The sequence below is a fragment of the Modestobacter altitudinis genome, from assembly GCF_005930475.1.
Classification (GTDB): Bacteria; Actinomycetota; Actinomycetes; order Mycobacteriales; family Geodermatophilaceae; genus Modestobacter; species Modestobacter altitudinis.
Genome location: NZ_SJEW01000005.1, coordinates 111,985 through 130,765, shown reverse-complemented (window position 1 = coordinate 130,765; position 18,781 = coordinate 111,985). Strand labels below are relative to the sequence as shown.

Sequence of the window (18,781 nt, the reverse complement as noted above, 5' to 3'; positions counted from 1 at the left end):
ACCCCACACTGCCCTTTCCCCGCTGGTCGGGGGCGGGGTGTGTGGCGGGGGTGGGTGACATCTTCACAGTGTTACGGCGGTCATGGCGAAAGGGAAACGCCCGGTCTCATTCCGAACCCGGAAGCTAAGCCTTTCAGCGCCGATGGTACTGCCCGGGGGACCGGGTGGGAGAGTAGGACGCCGCCGGACATAACTCAACGAAACGGGGGTCGGAGCTTTTGCTCCGGCCCCCGTTTTGTGTGTTCGTCCCACTTTCGTCGACCGACCGGTGCTGCTCTGCGTGAGCGGTACCGGGTGGGTGCGATGCCGTAGAGGTGCCCCCATCGGGCGTGCGCCGTTCACCAGTGAGGTACGTACAGCATCATGACTTCTCCGCGACGTGGGCCGGCTGGTTCAGACCGAGGCCGGGGTACCGGCGGCTCCCGAGCCAGCAGCAGTGGCGGGCCGCGGCAGGGCAGCACCGGCGGTCGCCCACAGCGCCCTGTTGGGCACCGTGGCTCCCGTCCCGCCGACGGTGGCCGGGGCGCCGCGCCTCGCGAGGGATCGTCACGTGACGACCGCTACCGGGCTCAGGGCGGTGCGTCTGGCGGCGAGTGGGGCCGGGGACCGACCGGCGACCGTCCGCAGCGCGACCGCCCGCAGCGGGACTCGCGTCCCTCTGGGGACCGTGCACAGAGCGGAGGCCGTCCGCAGGGTGGGGGCCGTCCGTCGGGTGACCGCCCGGCCTGGCAGGACCGTCGTCCCTCTGGGGACCGTCCGCAGTCCTCGGGCGGTCCGCGCCGTGAGGGGCAGGATCGCGGCCCGGGTGCCGGTCGCCCCCAGGGTGGTGGCCGCCCGTCCGGTGACCGCCCGAGCTGGCAGGACCGCCGCCCGTCCGGGGACCGCGCAGAGGGCGGTGGCCGGTCGCAGGCCAGAGAGCGTCCGCGGGGCGGGGGTCGTCCGTCGGGTGACCGGCCGAGCTGGCAGGACCGGCGTCCCTCCGGGGACCGTCCGCAGTCCTCGGGCGGTCCGCGCCGTGAGGGGCAGGACCGCGGACCGGGTGCTGGTCGCCCGCAGGGTGGCGGCCGCCCGTCGGGTGACCGGCTGAGCTGGCAGGACCGTCGTCCCGCCGGGGACCGTCCGCAGGGCGGCGGCCGACCGTCGGGTGATCGGCCGGCCTGGCAGGACCGTCGTCCCGCCGGGGACCGTCCGCAGGGCGGCGGCCGACCGTCGGGTGATCGGCCGGCCTGGCAGGACCGTCGTCCCGCCGGGGACCGTCCGCAGGGCGGCGGCCGACCGTCGGGTGACCGGCCGAGCTGGCAGGACCGTCGTCCCGCCGGGGACCGTCCGCAGGGCGGCGGCCGACCGTCGGGTGATCGGCCGGCCTGGCAGGACCGTCGTCCCGCCGGGGACCGTCCGCAGGGCGGCGGCCGACCGTCGGGTGATCGGCCGGCCTGGCAGGACCGTCGTCCCGCCGGGGACCGTCCGCAGGGCGGCGGCCGACCGTCGGGTGACCGGCCGAGCTGGCAGGACCGTCGTCCCGCCGGGGACCGTCCGCAGTCCTCGGGTGGACCGCGTCGTGAGTGGCAGGGCCGCAGCCCGGGTGCCGGTCGCCCCTCGGGTGGAGGCCGACCGCAGGCGGACCGCCCGCGGCAGGACCGTCCGGCGGGCGAGCGCGACTCGGCACCGGAGCGCCGACCCCGCACCGAGCGGACGGCTGACCCCGAGGTGGCCCAGCGCGCCTGGCAGGACCGTCATGGCGGCGGTGACCGCTCGTCCCGCGACCGCTCCGCCGGTGGTCGTCCGGCGGGTCAGGACCGGCGCCTTGCGGGCGACCGCGCCGCGCCCGACCGTCCCGCCTGGCAGGACCGTCGCCCGGAGCGCGCCGGTGGCCCCGCCGGTGACGCGGGTGGTGGCAGCGACTGGCGCGAACGCCGACCGGAGCGGGGCGGGTCCGCCGCCGGCCGCCCGTCCGCGCCCGACAGTCGCCCGCCTGGCCGCGACGATGCGGCTCCGCGCCGGGCGCCGGGCCCTGAGCTGCCCGACTGGGCCGACGCCCGCGAGCTCGACCCGTCGGTGCGGATCGCGCTCCGTGGTCTCGACACCCGCAACGCCGACACCGTCGGCCGGCACCTCGTGGCCGCCGGTGGACTGCTGGAGGAGGACCCGCAGCTCGCGCTCGAGCACGCCCGGGCGGCCCGGGACCGAGCGTCCCGGCTGGCTCCCGTGCGGGAGGCGGTCGGGGTCGCGGCGTACCACGCCGGCGACTTCGCCGAGGCGGCGCGCGAACTGCGCGCCTACGCCCGGATGAGCGGTGACCAGAGCTACCGCGCCGTCCTCGCCGACTGCGAGCGCGCGCTGGGTCGCCCGGAGAACGCGCTGCGGCTGGTGCAGGAGGGCCTCGAGGCGCAGCCTGATGCCGAGGAGCTCGTCGAGCTCCGGCTGGTCGAGGCCGGCGCCCGGCAGGACCTCGGCGAGCTGCCCGCGGCGGCGCTGGTCCTCGAGGCAGCCCTCGGCGGCCGGCCCACCCCGGCCGGCCTCGGTCATCCCGATCTGGGGCAGCTCCGGCTGGCCACCGCCTACGGGGACCTGCTCGACGCCCGGGGTGACTCCGAGCTGGCCCGTGAGTGGTACGCGGCGATCGCCGCTGCCGATCCGGACGACCTGACGGGCGTGTCCGAGCTGTTCGCGGAGGACCTCGACGAGCTGTCGGTCGACGAAGACGACGACGCCGCCGACGACGCCGACGAGGACGACGACGAGGCCGACGCCGACACGGCGGTCGGCGGCTCGGCCGACGCGACGGCCGAGTCCGCCGACGACGAGTTGGGCCGCGCGCTGGCGGACGAGGTCGGCGGCGACGTGACCGAGGACGACATCGAGGCCGAGGTCGCCGAGCTGCTCGGGGAGGTCCCACCCCCGGTCGAGCGGGACCACACCCGGCTGTTCCAGGAGGCCAGCACCGACGAGGAGCAGCGACCTCCGACGGACTGACCTCCGCCATCCACACCCGCCAGGGCCGTCCACAGATCAGTGGCGGCCCTGGCTGGGCGGCGGGGCGGCGGTGAGGCTGGCCGCATGAGCCTCGCCGTCATCGACCGGAACGACGTCGTCCTGCGTGGACGGTTGTCGACACCTCCCGAGCTCCGTCCGCTGCCCAGCGGCGACACACTGCTCGTCCTCAAGCTCGTCGTGCGACGGGAAAAACCGCGTCCCGGCGGCCCGAGGTCCGACGTCTTCACCTGCGTCAGCCTGCAGCGCGGGCTGCACCGCCACGCGGCCGCCTGGGCTCCCGACGACGTGGTGGAGGTCGAGGGCTCGCTGCAGCGACGCTTCTGGCGCACCCCGACCGGCACCGCCGTCGCCTACGAGGTCAGCTGCCGCCGCGGTCGGCGGATCGCCAAGAGCGGTCAGCGCGCGGCGCCCCGGTCCGCCTGAGCCGGGTCTGGAGCTCAGTCGCCGTGCGGCCGAAGCACCAGCCCGGTCCTGGGCTTGGGCACGAACAGCGTCGACTTCCGGGGCATCCGGGCCCCGGCCCGGGCGACCGCAGCCACGTCCGCCGGCGAGGGCGACCGCAGCAGCACGGCCACCCCGGCTCGATCGTCGACCAGCCGCAGCGCCTCGTCGACGTCGTGGGCGACCAGCACCGACGACGGGTCGTCCGACCGGCCCCACAGACCGGTCAGCAGGGCGGAGTGGGCCAGCACCACGTCCAGCCCCCGCCAGGCGTCCGGTGCCTCCGCGGGCACGGCGGCGGTCATCTCCGGCGAGGGGGCGGACAGCTCGGCCATCCGCACCCCGTCGGTGAGCAGGAACGCCGGACCGCCTGCCTGGTCGGTCCAGTCCTGCGCGGTCGCCCGGAGGTCGCCGCCCACCGGAGTGACGTCGCGGACCCGGAAGCCGTGCTCAGCGGCGGCCAGGGCGTCGGTCAGCGAGAGGTCCGGGACGACCCGGTGGATGGCGCGCAGCCGCAGGCCGCCCGGGCCCATCGGGGTGAGGAGGGCCAGTATCCGGCCGTGACCGCCGTCCTCGTCGCCGAGGTGCCGGCCGGTGGCGACGTGCTCGCGGGCCGCCGCGAACCGGTGGTGGCCGTCGGCGATCACCGACCGGGTCCCGGCCAGCGCCCGGGTCAGCCGGTCGACCGTGTCGTGATCGGCGACCCGCCACAGCCGGTGGACCACCCCGTCGGGGTCGGCGACCTCGAGGGACGGCGCCCCGATCCGGGTCAGCCGGGTCAGCTCGGCCACTGCCGGATCGGGGTCGTGCGCCAGCACGATCGGCTCCAGGTCGGTGTGCGTTGCCGCCAGCAGGGCGGTGCGGCCGGCCACCGCGGGGGCGAAGGTGTCCTCGTGCGGCAGCACGGCCGCCGACCCGGGCGGGGGCAGTGTGACAGCACCGAGCCACCCGGTGGTCAGCGTTCCGTCCGACCCCGCCATCTCGTAGCGCCACAGTGCCGGGGCGTCGTCCTGCCGCAGCACGCCGTCGGCGACCCAGCGGTGCAGCGTCTGCGCTGCGGCGTCGGCGGAACGGCGGTCGCGCGCCGGCCGGCCGGCGTCCTGCCCCGGCACCGGGTCGACGTGCGGCAGGATCAGGCGGACGATGTTGTGCGGATCAGCCGCGGCCAGGCGGTCGCGGCCTGCTGTGGTCACGAGGTCGTAGGCCGGCGAGCTCACCCGGGCCAGGTGCTCCGGGTCGTGCTCCCGGTAGGTCAGAGCACGGAACGGTCGGACGTCGAGACCCGTAGCGTCAGGGGGCGGGGCGTCCGCCGACGTCGAGGGCACGGGTCGATCGTAGGAGCGCGCCGGCCGGGAGCAGCGGCGGCGTCTGCCGGTGCAGCCCGCCCGGGGCCACCGGTCGGCCACGGCACCAGGAGAGGAGCGGCGGTGACCGGGCCAGGACAGCCGGACGGCGGGGTCTACGAGTGGTACCAGCGCGGACTCCAGCTGCTCGGCGACGGCCACCCCGACGCCGCGGCCACCCTGCTGGAACGCGCCCTCGCCGCGGAACCCGGGTCGCGCAGCGTGCTCGAGGCCCTGGCCCGCGCCCAGTACGGCGCCCATCGGTACCGGGCCGCGATGGACAGCTTCACCGAACTGATCAGCGTCAACCCCACCGACGACTACGCCCAGTTCGGGCTCGGTCTGGCCGCCAGCCGGGCCGGTGACCTGGAGACCGCCGCCGAGCACCTCGCGCTGGCGGTGGCCATGCGCCCCGACCTGGGTCACTACGCACGAGCGCTGCGCGGCGTCCGAGCCCGCCGCGGCCTCGCAGAGGAGCTGCCATGAACGCCGTCCAGGGACCTCCGGTCCGGCCCGCCCGAACGTCGGCCGGTGCCCCGTGAGCCCGGCCGCGCTCCCGCTGTCCGCCGGCGCGGACGTGCCCCCGGCGGACACCTACGACGTCGCGCTGCTCGACCTCGACGGCGTGGTCTACGTCGGGCCGGATGCCGTGCCCGGCGTGCCCGCGGCGCTGGCCCGGGCCGTGGCAGCCGGCATGCGGCTGGGCTACGTCACCAACAACGCCGCGCGCACACCCGAGCAGGTGGCCGAGCACCTCACCGCACTGGGTGTCCCGGCCGGACCCGCCGACGTCATCACCAGCTCGCAGGCGGCGTCCTCGGTGGTGGCCGAGCTGTTCGGTGCCGGCGCCGCGGTGCTGCCCGTCGGCGGCCCGGGCGTGGCGGCGGCGTTGACCGCAGCCGGCCTCGCCGTCGTCGACCGTGCCGAGGACACCCCGGTCGCGGTCGTCCAGGGCTACGGCGCGGGGGTCGGCTGGGCGCAGCTGGCCGAGGCGGTCGTGGCCGTCCGGAACGGGGCCCGGCACGTGGCCACCAACACCGACGCCACCATCCCGTCGCCGCGCGGTGTGCTCCCCGGCAACGGTGCCCTGGTCGGCGTGGTCAGCGCCGTCACCGGTCAGCAGCCGCTGGTCACCGGGAAGCCCGACCCGGCGATGCACGCCGAGTGTGTCCGCCGGACCGGGGCCCGCCGACCACTCGTCGTCGGTGACCGGCTCGACACCGACATCGAGGGCGCGCGTCGCGCCGGGGCGGCCAGCCTCCTGGTGCTGACCGGGGTGGCCCGGCCCGCCGACCTGCTGGCGGCCGTCCCGGACCACCGGCCGGACCTGCTGGCCCCCGACCTCGCCGGGGTGCTCACTCCGCACCCGGCCGTGACGGCGGTCGAGGGCGCCTGGCGCTGCGGCGGCTGGCAGGCCGAGGCAGCGGGGGAGGCCCTGGTGCTCCGCTCGACCGGTCCGCAGCGGGAGCCCGGTGACGGGCTCGACGGCCTGCGCGCGCTGGCGGTCGCGAACTGGGCGCGGCACCCCGAGGAGGGCAGCCCGCCGGTCGTCCGCGCCGGGGACGACGAGGCCGCGGCGGCGCTGGCCGGGTGGGGCCTGTCCGCTGACTGAGCCGGTGGGGTGGCGGCCCGGCCGGCGGGGACGTCAGAGCAGCGAGCGGAGGCGCAGCATGTCGCGCAGCCCGGCCTCCAGCTTGACCCGGCCGCTGGCCCAGGCCGGCGTGAAGGACAGCTGCCCGGAGGTCAGCGCCAGCAGGTCGTCGCTGCTCATGGTCAGCCGGATGTCGGCCTTGGGCACCGACGGCCCGTCGGCCTGGGCGGTCATGTCGTGCACGGCGCCGCGGGCCAGCCGGCCGGCGACGACCTGGCCCAGGTCGGTGAGCCGGCACGAGACGCTGCGGTCCAGGTCGCGGGCCCCCTCGGCGGAGGCCAGCTTGCTGACGAAACCGTCCAGGGCGGTCATGCACTGCTCGAGCGTCGCCACGGGCGGGTCGCCTCCATCAGCCAGGGGGCCGGGCTCGTCCCGGCCGTGCGGTCCGGAGCGGGACGCTACCGCCGTCCCGGGACAGCCCGCAGTCCTGCCCGGCCCGTCCGTCGCTGCGTCCACCGCCTCCTGCAGCGCACCGTCGTCCGTCGGCACCGGCCGGTAACCTCCGAGATGGACGCGGGGACGAGCCCGTGACCGCAGGACGTGGAGGAGGAGACCGTGACCGCACCCGACGCTCAGCGCCCGGTCCCCGGCCCGCCGCGTCCGGTCCCGGGCCCACCGCGTCCGGCCGCCGCCCCGGCTGCTCCGGCACCGGCGGGTCCCGCCGGGACCGTCCCGGTGCCCCCGGCGGAGCGCTTCGCCGCGCTCGCCGAGCGGCCGGTGGCCGACCACGTCGCGGTCTTCGAGGCCGAGCACGACCGGCTGCAGCGCGAGCTCTCCACCATCGACCAGCTCTGATGGCCCGACGCAGCCGACTCGACGCCGAGCTCGTGCGCCGCGGACTGGCCCGCTCGCGCGAGCACGCGGTCACCCTCATCACCGAGGGCCGGGTCACCATCGGCGGCCAGGCGGCCAGCAAGCCGGCCACCGGGGTCGAGGCCGGCACCCCGGTCGTCGTCCGCACCGACCCCGACGAGCCCAGCTGGGTCTCCCGCGGCGCGCACAAGCTGCTCGGCGCGCTGACCGCCTTCCCGGTCGTCGTGGCGGGCCGCCGGGCGCTCGACGCGGGCGCCTCCACCGGCGGGTTCACCGAGGTCCTGCTCAGCCGGGGCGCGCGCGAGGTCGTCGCCGTCGACGTGGGGTACGGCGAGCTCGCCTGGTCGCTGCGCACCGACGAGCGGGTCGTGGTCCACGAGCGGACCAACGTGCGCGAGCTGACCCCCGAGGCCATCGACGGCCCGGTCGAGCTGGTCGTCGCCGACCTGTCCTTCATCTCGCTGCGGCTGGTGCTGCCGGCGCTCACCGCGTGCGCCGGGCCCGGCGCCGACCTGCTGCCGATGGTCAAGCCGCAGTTCGAGGTCGGCCGGGACCGGCTGGGCGCGGGCGGCGTCGTCCGGGACCTCACCCACCGGGCCGACGCCGTGGCCACCGTCGCCCAGGCCGCCGCCGACCTCGGCTGGGGCACCGCCGGGGTGGTGGCCAGCCCGCTGCCCGGCCCGGCCGGCAACGTCGAGTTCTTCCTCTGGCTGCGCCAGGACGCGCCGCCGGCGGACCGCACCGCCATCGACCGAGCAGTTCAGGAAGGACCCACGTGAGCGAGCCCGTGAGCGCCCCCGGGAGCACCGCACCCGGGTGCACCGGTTCGACGAGCGTCAGCGAGGAGGAACAGTGACCGACGGCACCACGGCCTGCGGGTCCGGCACGGGCACCCGGCGCGTCCTGCTGGCCGTGCACACCGGCCGGTCCGACATCGTCGAGCTCGCCCGGTCCGCGGCCGCACGGCTGGCCGCGGCGGGGATCGTCGTCCGGCTGCTGGACGACGAGGCCGAGGCGATGGCCGTGCCCGGCGCCGAGGTCTGCGCCTTCGGGCCGGCGGCGTCCAGCGGGGTGGAGATCGTGCTGGTGTTCGGCGGCGACGGGACCTTCCTGCGGGCCGCCGAGCTCGCCCGCAACACCGACGCGGCGATCACCGGGGTGAACCTCGGCCGGGTCGGCTTCCTCGCCGAGACCGAGCCCGAGGCCGTCGAGGAGATGCTGACCGCCGTCGAGAACTGCGAGTACGAGGTCGAGGAGCGGCTGACCCTGGACGCCGTGGTCCTCGACGCCGAGGGTGTGCCGACCGGCGCGGAGACCTGGGCGCTCAACGAGGTGTCGGTGGAGAAGGTCGAGCGCAGCCGGGTCCTCGACGTCGTGCTCGAGGTGGACGGCCACCCGCTGACCTCCTTCGGTTGCGACGGCATCCTCTGCGCCACCCCGACCGGCTCCACCGCCTACGCGTTCTCCGCCGGTGGCCCGGTGGTCTGGCCCGACGTGGAGGCGCTGCTGCTGGTCCCCACCAACGCGCACGCGCTGTTCGCCCGGCCGCTGGTCACCTCGCCGACCTCGGTGCTCACCGTCGCCGTGCCGCCGGACGGCACCCGCGCGCGGGTCTCCGCCGACGGCCGCCGGATCGTCGAGGTCCCCGACGGCGGACGGGTCGAGGTGCGCCGCTCCGACCGCCCGGTGCGCATCGCCCGGGTGAACCCGACGTCCTTCGGCGACCGGCTGGTCGCCAAGTTCGGGCTGCCGGTGCGCGGTTTCCGGGACGCCCGGTCGCACGGCCCGGGGCACGAGGCGCCGACCACGCGGGTCAACGTGCTCACCGGCGACGTGAACACCAGCGACGGCGTGCTGCGGACCCCGGAGGAGGTGCGCCGTGGCCACCAGGACGGCGCGGCCTGAGTCCCGGTCGGCGTCCCGGTCGGCGTCGCGGGCACCGTCCCGCTCCCGGGAGGCCGGGACGGCGGTCAACGGTGCGCTGACCGAGCTGCGCATCCGCGGGCTCGGCGCCATCGACGACGTCACCCTCGACCTCGGCCCTGGGCTCACCGTCGTCACCGGGGAGACCGGCGCGGGCAAGACCATGGTCGTCACCGGCCTGACGCTGCTCTTCGGCGGCCGCGCCGACCCCGGGCGGGTGCGGGCCGGTGGTCGGGCCGGCGTCGAGGGTCGGCTGGTGCTGCCCCCGGAGTCCCCGGTCTGGGTGCGGGCCGCCGATGCCGGCGCCGAGCCCGACGACGACGGGAGCCTCATCCTGGCCCGCACGGTCAGCGCCGAGGGCCGGTCGCGGGCCCACCTCGGTGGCCGCAGCGTGCCGGTCGGCGTCGTCGCCGAGCTGGCCGAGGACCTGTTGGCGGTGCACGGCCAGACCGACCAGCTGCGGCTCACCCGCCCCGCCGAGCAGCGCCGCGCCCTGGACCGCTTCGCCGGGGTCGAGCACCTGGCGCTGGTGGAGGAGCACCGGGCCGCGTACGCCACCTGGCGGCAGCTGGCCGACGACCTGGACCGGCGCCGCAGCCAGGTCCGGGAGCTGACCCAGGCCGCGGACGTGCTGCGGCACGGCCTGGACGAGATCGCGGCGCTCTCCCCCGAGGCGGGGGAGGACGACGAGCTGGACACCCAGGCCCGGCGGCTCGGGGACGCCGACGCGCTGCGCACCGTCGCCGACACCGCCCGGCTCGCCCTGGTCGGCGACGTCACCGGCGACCTCGGCGGTGATGAGCTCCCGCAGGACGCGGCCACCGCACTGTCCACCGCCGAGCGCTCGCTGGCCGGCTCCGACGACCCCACCCTGGTGCTGCTCGCGCAGGACCTGGCCGACGCGGTCGCCGTGGTCTCCGACGTCGCCGTGCAGCTGGCCGGCTACGTCGCCGACCTGGACGCCGACCCGGCCCGGCTGGCCGAGGTGCTCGACCGCCGGGCGGCGATCACCGCGCTGGTGCGCAAGTACGCCGAGCCCGGGGAGGGCCTGGCCGGGGTGCTCGGCTGGGCAGCAGAGGCCCAGGCCCGACTGTCCCAGCTGGACGTCTCCGACGAGGCCCTCGAGGCGCTGCAGGCGCAACGGGACGCCGCACGCGAGCAGCTGGCCACCCTCTCCACCCGGGTCAGCGAGGGCCGTCGGGCCGCGGCCGACGGGTTCGCCGCCGAGGTCGGCGCGGAGCTGGCCGGGCTGGCGATGAAGAACGCCCAGGTGTCCTTCCGGATCGACAGCGATCCCGGCCAGCCGGGCCCCGAAGGGGTCGACGAGGTGGCGCTGCTGCTCTCCCCGCACCCCGGCGCCCCCGCGCGTCCGGTGCACAAGGGCGCCTCGGGCGGTGAGCTCTCCCGGGTCATGCTGGCCATCGAGGTCGTCTTCGCCGGCGCCGACCCGGTGCCGGTGATGGTCTTCGACGAGGTCGACGCCGGCGTCGGCGGTCAGGCGGCGGGGGAGATCGGCCGGAGGCTGGCCCGGCTCGCCCGGGAGCACCAGGTCGTCGTGGTCACCCACCTCGCCCAGGTCGCCGCCTTCGCCGACACCCACCTCGTGGTCGACAAGTCCCCGGACAGCGCCCAGGGGGTCACGGCCACCGACATCCGCGCCGTCCGCGACGAGGACCGGGTGCGGGAGCTGGCCCGGATGCTGTCCGGGCTGGCCGACAGCGACACCGGTCAGGCGCACGCCCGGGAGCTGATCGCGGTCGCCGCCGAGAGCCGCGGCTGATGAAGGACCCCGTCCTCCTCCTCCCTCGCAAGCTCGGGTGAGCCTCGGGACGGGGCCTCACACCGCAGTTGCGCCGAGCGCGATGGTCAGCTCGAGCACCCGCTGGGGGTCCTCGAGCCGGTTGCCGAACAGCTGGCGCAGCTGCCCCATCCGGTAGCGCACCGTCTGCGGGTGCACGAACAGCTCGGCGGCCACCTGCTCGCGCCGGCCGTGGTGCAGCAGCCAGGAGCGCAGCGTCGCGACCAGCTTCTCCCGGGCCGCGCCGTTGAGTCCGTCCAGCGGCGCCAGCGCGGCCGCGCGCAGGTCGGCCAGCGCCTCGTCGTCGGCCCGCAGCACCAGGTCCGGCAGCCGCTGGTCGGTGTCCAGTGCCGCGGGCGCCTCGGCGGCGAGCCCGAGCCGCAGCGCCCGCACCGCCCGCCCGTAGGACGCCGCCACCGACGCCCACGGCCGGGCAGGGCCGACCACCGCCGACCGCCCCTCCAGCGCGCGCAGCAGCGCGGGCCGGGCACCCTCGCCGGCGTCGGGCACCAGCAGCACGGTCAGCTCCGTCGAGGGGTCCAGCCCCGGCGGGTCGTCGCTGACCTGCAGGGTCCGGGCGTCGAGCAGCCCGAGGGCACCGCGCGCCCGCACCTCGGGCAGCAGCACGGCGGTCAGGGTGCGCGGGGTCGGCCAGTCGGCCCGCTCGGCCGCGGCGGTCAGCTCGTGCAGCGGCCGGCCGGCCAGCAGCACCGCACCGAGCCGCTCCAGGTGGTGCCGGCGCACCCGGCCGGTCGTCTCCAGCTCGTCGGTGTGGCCGGCGACGCTGGAGGCCGACAGCTGGTCGATGTAGGCGAACACCAGCTCGGCGAAGCGGGCCAGCGACCCGACGGTCAGCCCAGCGGCGACGGCGGTGTCGCTCATGTGCCGCCAGGCCACCCGGGCGCCCACCCGGTAGGCGGCCAGCAGCGAGTCCATCGACCGGCCGCTGCGCGCCTCGCCCCGGCCCAGCTTGTAGGCACCCTCCAGCGCAGGCCCGATCGGCCGGCTCGGGTCGACGCCGCCGGTCGCCGTCGCCAGGTCGAGGAAGCCGCCGAGGGCCAGCTCCACGGCGCTGGTGATGGCCCGGCCCATCTCCCCGCCGAAGGCGTCGGCGTAGCTGGGGACCTCCACCACGATGGTGGCCACGGTCTGCTCGGCCACCGCGGGCAGCTCCGCCTGCATCGCCGCCACCACAGCGGGTGGGAACGTGATGAGCTCGCTCGTCGCCACCACCTCCTTTGTTCGTGGAGAACAGTACCCACCGCTCGATTCACGTCCAGAGAGCAGGTGATTGGTCCAGGAATTGGGAAAGCTCTGGGTATGACCGCAACCGTCTCGCGCCCCTCCTCGGCCCGGCCGGTGCTGGGGAAGCTCCGTGACCGGGTGGTCAAGGTCGCCGAGCTGGTCACCACGCCGCTGCTGCCCGCCGACTACCTCGACCTCGTCGACCCGCTCCGCTCCGGCGCCGCGCTGCGCGGCCGGATCGAGGAGGTCCGGCCGGAGACCCGGGACGCCGCGACGATCGTCATCCGCCCGGGCCGGGACTGGCTCCCGCACACGCCGGGCCAGTACGTGCGGATCGGCATCGACGTCGACGGCGTCCGGCAGTGGCGCGCCTACTCGATCACCTCGGTGCTCGGCCGGGCCGACGGCTGCTTCACCATCACCGTCAAGGCGATCCCCGGCGGCAAGGTCAGCAACCACCTGGTGCGCCGGGCCCGCTCGGGCACGATCGTGCAGCTCGACCAGGCCACGGGTGACTTCGTGCTGCCGGCCCAGCGGCCGGAGAAGTGCCTGTTCGTCACCGCCGGGTCCGGCGTGACCCCGGTGATGGGCATCCTGCGCAACCACGTGGCAGAGCACGACGACGTGGTGGTCGTCCACTCCGCGCCCACCGCCGAGGACGTCATCTTCGGCGCCGAGCTGCGCGAGCTGGCCCGCACGGGGCAGATCCGGCTGGTCGAGCGGCACACCGAGACCGCCGGCCTGCTCGACGCCGCCGCGCTGGCCGAGCTCGTGCCCGACCTGGCGGAGCGCTCGACCTGGGCCTGCGGTCCGGTCGGCATGCTCGAGGCCCTCGAGGAGCACTGGGCCGCCGCGGGCATCGCCGAGCAGCTCTACACCGAGCGGTTCCGCCCCCGGGTGCTGGTCACCGGTGAGGGCGGCACGGTGAGCTTCGCGAGGTCCTCGCGCTCGCTCGAGGTGGACGGCGCCACGCCGATCCTCGACGCCGCCGAGGAGGCCGGGCTGCTCATGCCCAGCGGCTGCCGGATGGGCATCTGCTACGGCTGCGTGCTCCCGCTCCGCGAGGGCGCCGTCCGCGACCTGCGCACCGGCGAGGTCACCACGGCCGCCCCCGGTGACGGCGTCCTGATCCAGACCTGCATCAGCGCCGCTGCCGGCGCCTGCGACATCGACCACTGACTCTCACGAGGAGCTGCACATGACCGTCCTGCAGAAGAAGTCCGACAACCCGATCGCGCACCTGACCGAGGCGGACATCGAGTCCATCGGCCTGGAGCTCGACGCCCTCCGGCAGGGCGTCATGGACAGCCGCGGGGACGCCGACGCGGCCTACATCCGCCGGGTGATCGACGTCCAGCGCAAGCTCGAGCTCGGCAGCCGCGCCGTCCTGCTGTTCTCCAAGTTCCCGCCGGCCTGGGTGCTGGGCACCATGGGGCTCTCGGTCGCCAAGATCCTGGAGAACATGGAGATCGGGCACAACATCCTGCACGGCCAGTGGGACTGGATGCGTGACCCCAAGATCCACTCCACGACCTGGGAGTGGGACATGGCCAGCCCGTCCGAGCAGTGGAAGCACTCGCACAACATCCTCCACCACACGTACACCAACGTGATCGGCAAGGACAACGACCTCGGCTACGGCATCATGCGCGTCGACGAGGACCAGAAGTGGGTGCCGCTGTACCTGCTGCAGCCGGTGTGGAACTTCGTCAACGCCTGCTTCTTCGAGTACGGCATCGCCGCCTACGACCTGGAGCTGGGCAAGAACCTGGCCACCGCGGAGCGCCGCAAGGACCCGGAGTTCAAGGCCCGCGGCAAGGCCGTGCTGAGGAAGATCCGCAAGCAGATGACGAAGGACTACGTCGTCCACCCGCTGCTGTCCGGCCCGTCGTTCCTGCCGACCCTGGCGGCCAACTTCACCGCCAACGTCGTCCGCAACCTGTGGTCGCACTCGGTGATCATGTGCGGGCACTTCCCGGAGGGCGTCGAGACCTTCGAGAAGAAGTCGATCGACGGCGAGAGCCGCGGTGAGTGGTACCTGCGCCAGATGCTCGGGTCGGCCAACATCTCCGGCAGCAAGGCCATGCACATCATGACCGGCAACCTGTCGCACCAGGTGGAGCACCACCTGTTCCCGGACCTGCCGAGCAACCGGTACGCCGAGATCGCGCCGAAGGTGAAGGACCTGTTCGACCGCTACGGGCTGCGCTACCACTCGGCGTCGCTGCCCCGTCAGGTCGGCTCGGCCTGGCACAAGGTGCTGCGGCTGTCGCTGCCCAACGGCTGGCTGGCCCAGACCACCCCGGCGAACGTGCCGGCGCAGGTCGTCAAGCTCTACAAGATGACCACCGGCGGCCCCAAGGTCCGCCGCCAGCTGCAGAACGCGGCCTAGAACGCCACAGGGCCCCTCTCCCGACGGGAGAGGGGCCCTGCTGCGTCGCGGCCCGGGGGGTCTTCCTCAGCGGCGCTTGGCGTAGCCGGCCAGGCCGAACTGGAGCAGGGCCAGGCCGCGCTGCCCGCGGGTGCGCAGCATGGCCACCAGCTCGGGGCCGGAGGCGCCGGCCAGCACCCGGTCGCGGGCCAGCTCCAGCAGCGACGAGTACAGCCCCATGACCGCGTTGGCCGCCAGCCACGGCTCCAGCTCGCCGGCCGCCGCCCGCGTCTCCAGGGTGATCTGCTCGGCCAGGGTGTCGGTCAGCGTGCCGAGGATCTCCCGCTCGCGGGCCTGCAGGGTGCGGCTGCCGCGGATCACCCGGGCCATCTCGGTCATGCCCTCGGCGGCGGCGGGGGAGCCCAGCTGACTCACCGCGGCCACCACGAACCCGCCCGCCGCGGCGGCGACCGACTCCCCGGCCGGGCGCCGGCGGACGGCGTCCAGCAGCGCGGCCCGGATCGGCGGGTCGGCCTCGAAGACCAGCCCCTCCTTGACCGGGAAGTGGTTGAACACCGTCTTCTCGACCACCCCGGCGCGCTGCGCGATCTCCATCACGCTCACGTGGTCGAAGCCGCGCTCGACGAACAGCGCGGCGGCCGCGTCGACGATCGCCTCCCGGGTCCGCAGCCGCCGCTGCTCGCGCAGGCTGGGGCCGCGCCGCTCGCGGCGGCGCGGCCGCCGCCCGGGTCCGGGGGCGTCCGCCGGCTGGGCCGCAGCAGCCGGCGCGTCCGGGACGGCAGCGGGGTCGGCGAGCTCCGGGACCAGCGGCTCCGACTCCTCCGCCGGGGGGCGCGCAGCCAGGGGAACGACCTGGGCCTGGGCGTCGGCGCCGGACGGCGTCGCGCCAGCCACTGCAGCGGCCGCAGCCGCCTCGGGATCGCGGCGACCGGCGAGCTCCTCCACCAGGTCGTCGGCGAGAACTGTCGCTGTACTCCGGCTCGCGGAGGCCCCTGCAGTCACACCAGTCACGCTAGTGACGGGACGGTCCGGTCACCGGTCAGCGACACCCGGCGCGACAGGACTGATTTCCTCCCTGTTGTGGTGTCGTTCACTGAGTGTGATCGGTCCGTCGCTGGTGCGCGTCGGGGTCGTCCGCCCCGGAGCCCGTGGGAACATCGCGACCATGCGCATCGGCACCCTGCGGCGCGGACGAGCGTCCGAGACAGCACCTGGCGTGACCGGCACCGCGCGGGTGGACCGGCGGACCAAGAACCTGACCAAGCGGCTGCGGCCCGGCGAGATCGCCGTCATCGACCACGTCGACATCGACCGGGTCAGCGCCGACTCGCTGGTGGCCGGCAAGGTGGGCGCGGTCGTCAACGCCGGACCGAGCACCTCGGGCCGCTACCCCAACCTCGGCCCCGGGATCCTGGTCGAGGCCGGCATCCCGCTGGTGGACGGCGTCGGGAAGGACGTGCTGACCCGGATCAAGGAGGGCACCGAGCTCCGGGTCGAGGGCAACCGCGTGTTCTCCGCCGACGAGGTGGTCGCCGAGGGCGTCGAGCAGACCCCGGAGACGGTGGCCACCGCGATGGCCGAGGCCAGGGAAGGCCTGTCGGTGCAACTGGAGGCCTTCGCGGCCAACACCATGGAGTACATGAAGCGCGAGCGCGCGCTGCTGCTCGACGGCGTGGGCGTGCCCGACGTCGCGACCCAGATCGAGGGCCGGCACGTGCTGGTCGTCGTCCGGGGTTATGACTACAAGGAGGACCTGCAGGCGCTGCGGCCCTACATCCGCGACTACCGGCCGGTGCTGATCGGCGTGGACGGCGGGGCCGACGCGCTGAAGGAGGCCGGCTACCAGCCGGACATGATCATCGGCGACATGGACTCGGTCAGCGACTCGGTGCTGCGCTGCGGGGCCGAGGTCGTCGTGCACGCCTACGCCGACGGCCGCGCGCCCGGGCTGCAGCGGGTCACCGACCTGGGCGTCGACGCCATCACGTTCCCGGCATCGGCGACCAGCGAGGACATCGCGATGCTGCTCGCCGACGAGAAGGGCGCCACGCTGATCGTCGCGGTCGGCACGCACGCCACCCTGATCGAGTTCCTGGACAAGGGCCGTGGCGGCATGGCCTCGACCTTCCTGACCCGGCTGCGCCTGGGCGGCAAGCTCGTGGACGCCAAGGGCGTGAGCCGGCTGTACCGCAGCCGCATCTCCACCCTGGCGCTCGTGCTGCTGGTGCTCGCCGCGCTGGCGTCGATCGTCGCCGCGCTGGCGGTGTCCACGGCCAGCCACATCTACTTCGACCTGCTCGTCGACCAATGGGACAGCTTCGTGTTCTGGCTGGAGAACCTCTTCACGTGATCGACTTCCGCTACCACCTCGTCTCGCTGATCGCGGTCTTCCTCGCGGTGGCGTTGGGGATCGTCATCGGCACCACCCAGCTCAACGGCCCGCTGACGGACAACCTGCAGGGCCAGGTCACCGCACTCCAGGACGACAAGCGCTCGCTGGAGGACCAGACACAGCTGCTGCAGACCCAGCTGGACGACGTGGGCAGCTTCGACGAGGCGGTCGGCCCCACGCTGGTGGAGAACACCCTCGCGGGCGAGAGCGTCGTGCTGGTCGTCGCCAGCCCCGACCTGGACGCCGAGGTGGTCGAGGGCGTGACCGCGCTGCTCGGCAGCGCGGGGGCCACCGTCACCGGCACCATCCGGCTCACCGACACCTACGCGGACCCCTCCTCCGCCGGGACGGTGGAGAGCTACCTGGCCGGCCCGGGCGTGCCCGCGACGGTGACCCGGCCGGCGACCGACGACGTCGGCGAGCTGGTCGCCTCCGTGCTCGCCCAGGTGCTGATGGTCCCCGGCGAGGGCGCCCCCGACGTCGGCATCCCGCCGAGCACCACGGACACCTCCACCGTGCTCGCCGGGCTGGCCGAGCTCGACGTGCTCAGCCAGGACACCTCCTCGGTGAGCCCGGCCGACCAGGCCGTCGTGCTCACCTCCGGCACGGTCGCCGGTGGCGAGGACGCCGAGGACGCCGAGGCCCGGGCGACGGCCCTGGTGCAGCTGGCCACCGCGCTGGACACCGAGGGCTCGGGCGTCGTCGTCGCCGGCGACCTCGCCTCCGCCGGGGAGGGCGGCCTGGTCGAGGCGGTGCGCAGCGACCGGACGGCCGCGGCGGCCGTGTCGACGGTGGACAACGTGGACACCCCGGCCGGCCGGATCAGCACGGTGCTGGCCGTGGCGGCCGAGCAGCGCGGCACGTCGGGCGAGTACGGCGTGGGCGAGGACACCCAGCCGGTCCCGCCGCCGGCCTCGTGAGCCGGGCCCTGCCGCGGCGCAGCACGGCCGGACGCCGCACGGCGCTCGCCGCCGCCGGCGCGCTCCTCGCCCGGGCCGGTCTGGCCGCTGCCGGACGTCTGGCCGCGCAGGAGGCCGGCGCCCCCTGGCAGCGCACCAACTACGCCCGGCGTCCGGTCAGCCTGCTCGGTGGGCCGGTGCTGGCCGCCGCCGCCACGGCGACCGCGGTCACCGGCGCACCGGCCGGTCAGCGGGCTGCGGCGGCCGTCGTCGGCACCGTGGTCGGGGTCGTCGGCGGGTACGACGACCTGGCCGGCGCCCGGCCCGAGCAGGCGGGGGACAAGGGGCTGGCCGGTCACCTGGCGGCGCTCCGCGAAGGACGGGTCTCCGCCGGTGCGGTGAAGGTGGCCGGCATCGGCACCGCCGGCGTCGTCGCCGCGGTCCTCACCCGCCGGGGCAGCGGGCTGCCGGCGGTGGTCGACGGCGTGCTCACCACCGGTCTGGTCGCCGGCACCGCGAACCTGCTCAACCTGCTCGACCTCCGCCCCGGCCGGGCCGGCAAGGTCGCCGTGCTGCTGGCCGCGTCGACGGTCGGCGGTCCCGCCGGTGGCCTGGTCGCCGGCCCCCTCGGGGCGACCCTCGGCGTGCTCCCCGACGACCTGGGCGAGCGGGTGATGCTCGGCGACTGCGGCGCGAACGCCGTCGGCGCGCTGCTGGGGCTCCGGCTGGCGGCCCTGCCCGGCCGGGGCAGCCGGGCCGGGCTGCTCGGCGTGGTCACCGCGCTCACCCTGGCCAGCGAGAAGGTCAGCTTCACCCGGGTCATCGAGTCGACCGGCGGACTGCGGCAGCTCGACCGGCTCGGCCGCCGCCCGGCGTGACCCGCTCCCCCC

At 75.5% G+C, this 18,781-nt stretch carries 17 protein-coding genes and 1 rRNA gene; 14 read left to right on the top strand and 4 right to left on the bottom strand.

The window, feature by feature from the left end; all coding sequences use genetic code 11:
- Positions 1–72 precede the first annotated feature (72 nt).
- From rrf to FHL79_RS03845, 3 genes are all read left to right on the top strand, one after another.
- A 5S ribosomal RNA gene (gene rrf / locus FHL79_RS03855) occupies positions 73–189 on the top strand.
- Between the two features lie 1,866 nt (positions 190–2,055).
- The gene (locus FHL79_RS24940; protein ID WP_171057997.1) at positions 2,056–2,973 is read left to right on the top strand and encodes a hypothetical protein; all 918 of its coding nucleotides are present in this window, start codon (positions 2,056–2,058) and stop codon (positions 2,971–2,973) included.
- Between the two features lie 84 nt (positions 2,974–3,057).
- Positions 3,058–3,417, top strand: coding sequence for a single-stranded DNA-binding protein (locus tag FHL79_RS03845; protein WP_138757296.1), 360 nt, complete (start codon positions 3,058–3,060; stop codon positions 3,415–3,417).
- 14 nt (positions 3,418–3,431) lie between these two features.
- Here the strand turns inward: FHL79_RS03845 and FHL79_RS03840 are convergent, their stop codons facing one another.
- Positions 3,432–4,760 carry a DUF1015 domain-containing protein gene (locus FHL79_RS03840; protein WP_138757295.1) on the bottom strand — a complete coding sequence of 443 codons (1,329 nt, stop codon included), beginning with the start codon at positions 4,758–4,760 and terminating at the stop codon, positions 3,432–3,434.
- A 102-nt stretch (positions 4,761–4,862) separates the two neighbouring features.
- Between FHL79_RS03840 and FHL79_RS03835 the strand changes: the two genes are divergently transcribed.
- Together FHL79_RS03835 and FHL79_RS03830 are read left to right on the top strand one after the other, a co-directional pair.
- Entirely contained in the window at positions 4,863–5,264 is a 402-nt protein-coding gene (locus FHL79_RS03835) for a tetratricopeptide repeat protein (protein WP_138757294.1), read from the top strand.
- Between the two features lie 52 nt (positions 5,265–5,316).
- Entirely contained in the window at positions 5,317–6,390 is a 1,074-nt protein-coding gene (locus tag FHL79_RS03830; protein WP_138757293.1) for an HAD-IIA family hydrolase, read from the top strand.
- A 33-nt stretch (positions 6,391–6,423) separates the two neighbouring features.
- On the opposite strand, the gene FHL79_RS03825 is transcribed toward FHL79_RS03830, so the two are convergent.
- Complete coding sequence (locus tag FHL79_RS03825; protein WP_246080326.1) at positions 6,424–6,741, bottom strand: alkyl sulfatase C-terminal domain-containing protein; 318 nt, start codon at positions 6,739–6,741, stop codon at positions 6,424–6,426.
- A gap of 243 nt (positions 6,742–6,984) precedes the next feature.
- Here FHL79_RS03825 and FHL79_RS03820 point away from each other — a divergent pair, with 243 nt between their 5' ends.
- From FHL79_RS03820 to recN, 4 genes are all read left to right on the top strand, one after another.
- Positions 6,985–7,224 carry a hypothetical protein gene (locus FHL79_RS03820; protein WP_138757291.1) on the top strand — a complete coding sequence of 80 codons (240 nt, stop codon included), beginning with the start codon at positions 6,985–6,987 and terminating at the stop codon, positions 7,222–7,224.
- Positions 7,224–8,021: a TlyA family RNA methyltransferase gene (locus tag FHL79_RS03815; RefSeq protein WP_138757290.1), complete on the top strand. Its 798-nt coding sequence runs from the start codon at positions 7,224–7,226 to the stop codon at positions 8,019–8,021. Before FHL79_RS03820 ends, FHL79_RS03815 begins: the two co-directional genes overlap by 1 nt.
- Before the next feature lie 73 nt (positions 8,022–8,094).
- Complete coding sequence (locus FHL79_RS03810; protein WP_138757289.1) at positions 8,095–9,147, top strand: NAD kinase; 1,053 nt, start codon at positions 8,095–8,097, stop codon at positions 9,145–9,147.
- Positions 9,122–10,945 (top strand): DNA repair protein RecN, encoded by a 1,824-nt coding sequence (gene recN, locus FHL79_RS03805; RefSeq protein WP_218938310.1) that lies wholly within the window; start codon positions 9,122–9,124, stop codon positions 10,943–10,945. The genes FHL79_RS03810 and recN overlap by 26 nt, the downstream gene beginning before the upstream one ends.
- Positions 10,946–11,002: 57 nt before the next feature.
- Here the strand turns inward: recN and FHL79_RS03800 are convergent, their stop codons facing one another.
- Complete coding sequence (locus FHL79_RS03800) at positions 11,003–12,193, bottom strand: PucR family transcriptional regulator (RefSeq protein ID WP_246080324.1); 1,191 nt, start codon at positions 12,191–12,193, stop codon at positions 11,003–11,005.
- Between the two features lie 90 nt (positions 12,194–12,283).
- On the opposite strand from FHL79_RS03800, the gene FHL79_RS03795 reads away from it, so the two are divergent.
- Both FHL79_RS03795 and FHL79_RS03790 read left to right on the top strand, forming a co-directional pair.
- Complete coding sequence (locus FHL79_RS03795; RefSeq protein ID WP_138757287.1) at positions 12,284–13,387, top strand: ferredoxin reductase; 1,104 nt, start codon at positions 12,284–12,286, stop codon at positions 13,385–13,387.
- A 19-nt stretch (positions 13,388–13,406) separates the two neighbouring features.
- Complete coding sequence (locus FHL79_RS03790; protein WP_138757286.1) at positions 13,407–14,600, top strand: fatty acid desaturase family protein; 1,194 nt, start codon at positions 13,407–13,409, stop codon at positions 14,598–14,600.
- 66 nt (positions 14,601–14,666) lie between these two features.
- Here FHL79_RS03790 and FHL79_RS03785 read toward each other — a convergent pair whose 3' ends face one another.
- Positions 14,667–15,602, bottom strand: a complete 936-nt coding sequence (locus FHL79_RS03785; RefSeq protein WP_138757285.1) for a TetR/AcrR family transcriptional regulator — start codon at positions 15,600–15,602, stop codon at positions 14,667–14,669.
- 214 nt (positions 15,603–15,816) lie between these two features.
- On the opposite strand from FHL79_RS03785, the gene steA reads away from it, so the two are divergent.
- The 3 genes from steA to FHL79_RS03770 are packed head-to-tail and all read left to right on the top strand — an operon-like array spanning position 15,817 to position 18,769.
- A complete protein-coding gene (gene steA, locus FHL79_RS03780; RefSeq protein WP_246080322.1) occupies positions 15,817–16,950 on the top strand; it encodes a putative cytokinetic ring protein SteA in 1,134 nt (377 codons plus the stop codon).
- On the top strand, positions 16,947–17,912 hold the full coding sequence (locus FHL79_RS03775) for a copper transporter (RefSeq protein ID WP_138757283.1): 966 nt from the start codon (positions 16,947–16,949) through the stop codon (positions 17,910–17,912). Before steA ends, FHL79_RS03775 begins: the two co-directional genes overlap by 4 nt.
- Entirely contained in the window at positions 17,909–18,769 is an 861-nt protein-coding gene (locus tag FHL79_RS03770) for a hypothetical protein (RefSeq protein ID WP_246080320.1), read from the top strand. The genes FHL79_RS03775 and FHL79_RS03770 overlap by 4 nt, the downstream gene beginning before the upstream one ends.
- The last annotated feature ends 12 nt before the right edge of the window (positions 18,770–18,781 follow it).

Excerpts from the sequence above, each read along its gene's own strand:
- FHL79_RS03845 (WP_138757296.1), top strand. The coding sequence starts at position 3,058 with ATGAGCCTCGCCGTCATCGACCGGAACGACGTCGTCCTGCGTGGACGG.
- FHL79_RS03825 (WP_246080326.1), bottom strand. The coding sequence starts at position 6,741 with ATGACCGCCCTGGACGGTTTCGTCAGCAAGCTGGCCTCCGCCGAGGGG.
- FHL79_RS03815 (WP_138757290.1), top strand. The coding sequence starts at position 7,224 with ATGGCCCGACGCAGCCGACTCGACGCCGAGCTCGTGCGCCGCGGACTG.
- FHL79_RS03795 (WP_138757287.1), top strand. The coding sequence starts at position 12,284 with ATGACCGCAACCGTCTCGCGCCCCTCCTCGGCCCGGCCGGTGCTGGGG.
- FHL79_RS03790 (WP_138757286.1), top strand. The coding sequence starts at position 13,407 with ATGACCGTCCTGCAGAAGAAGTCCGACAACCCGATCGCGCACCTGACC.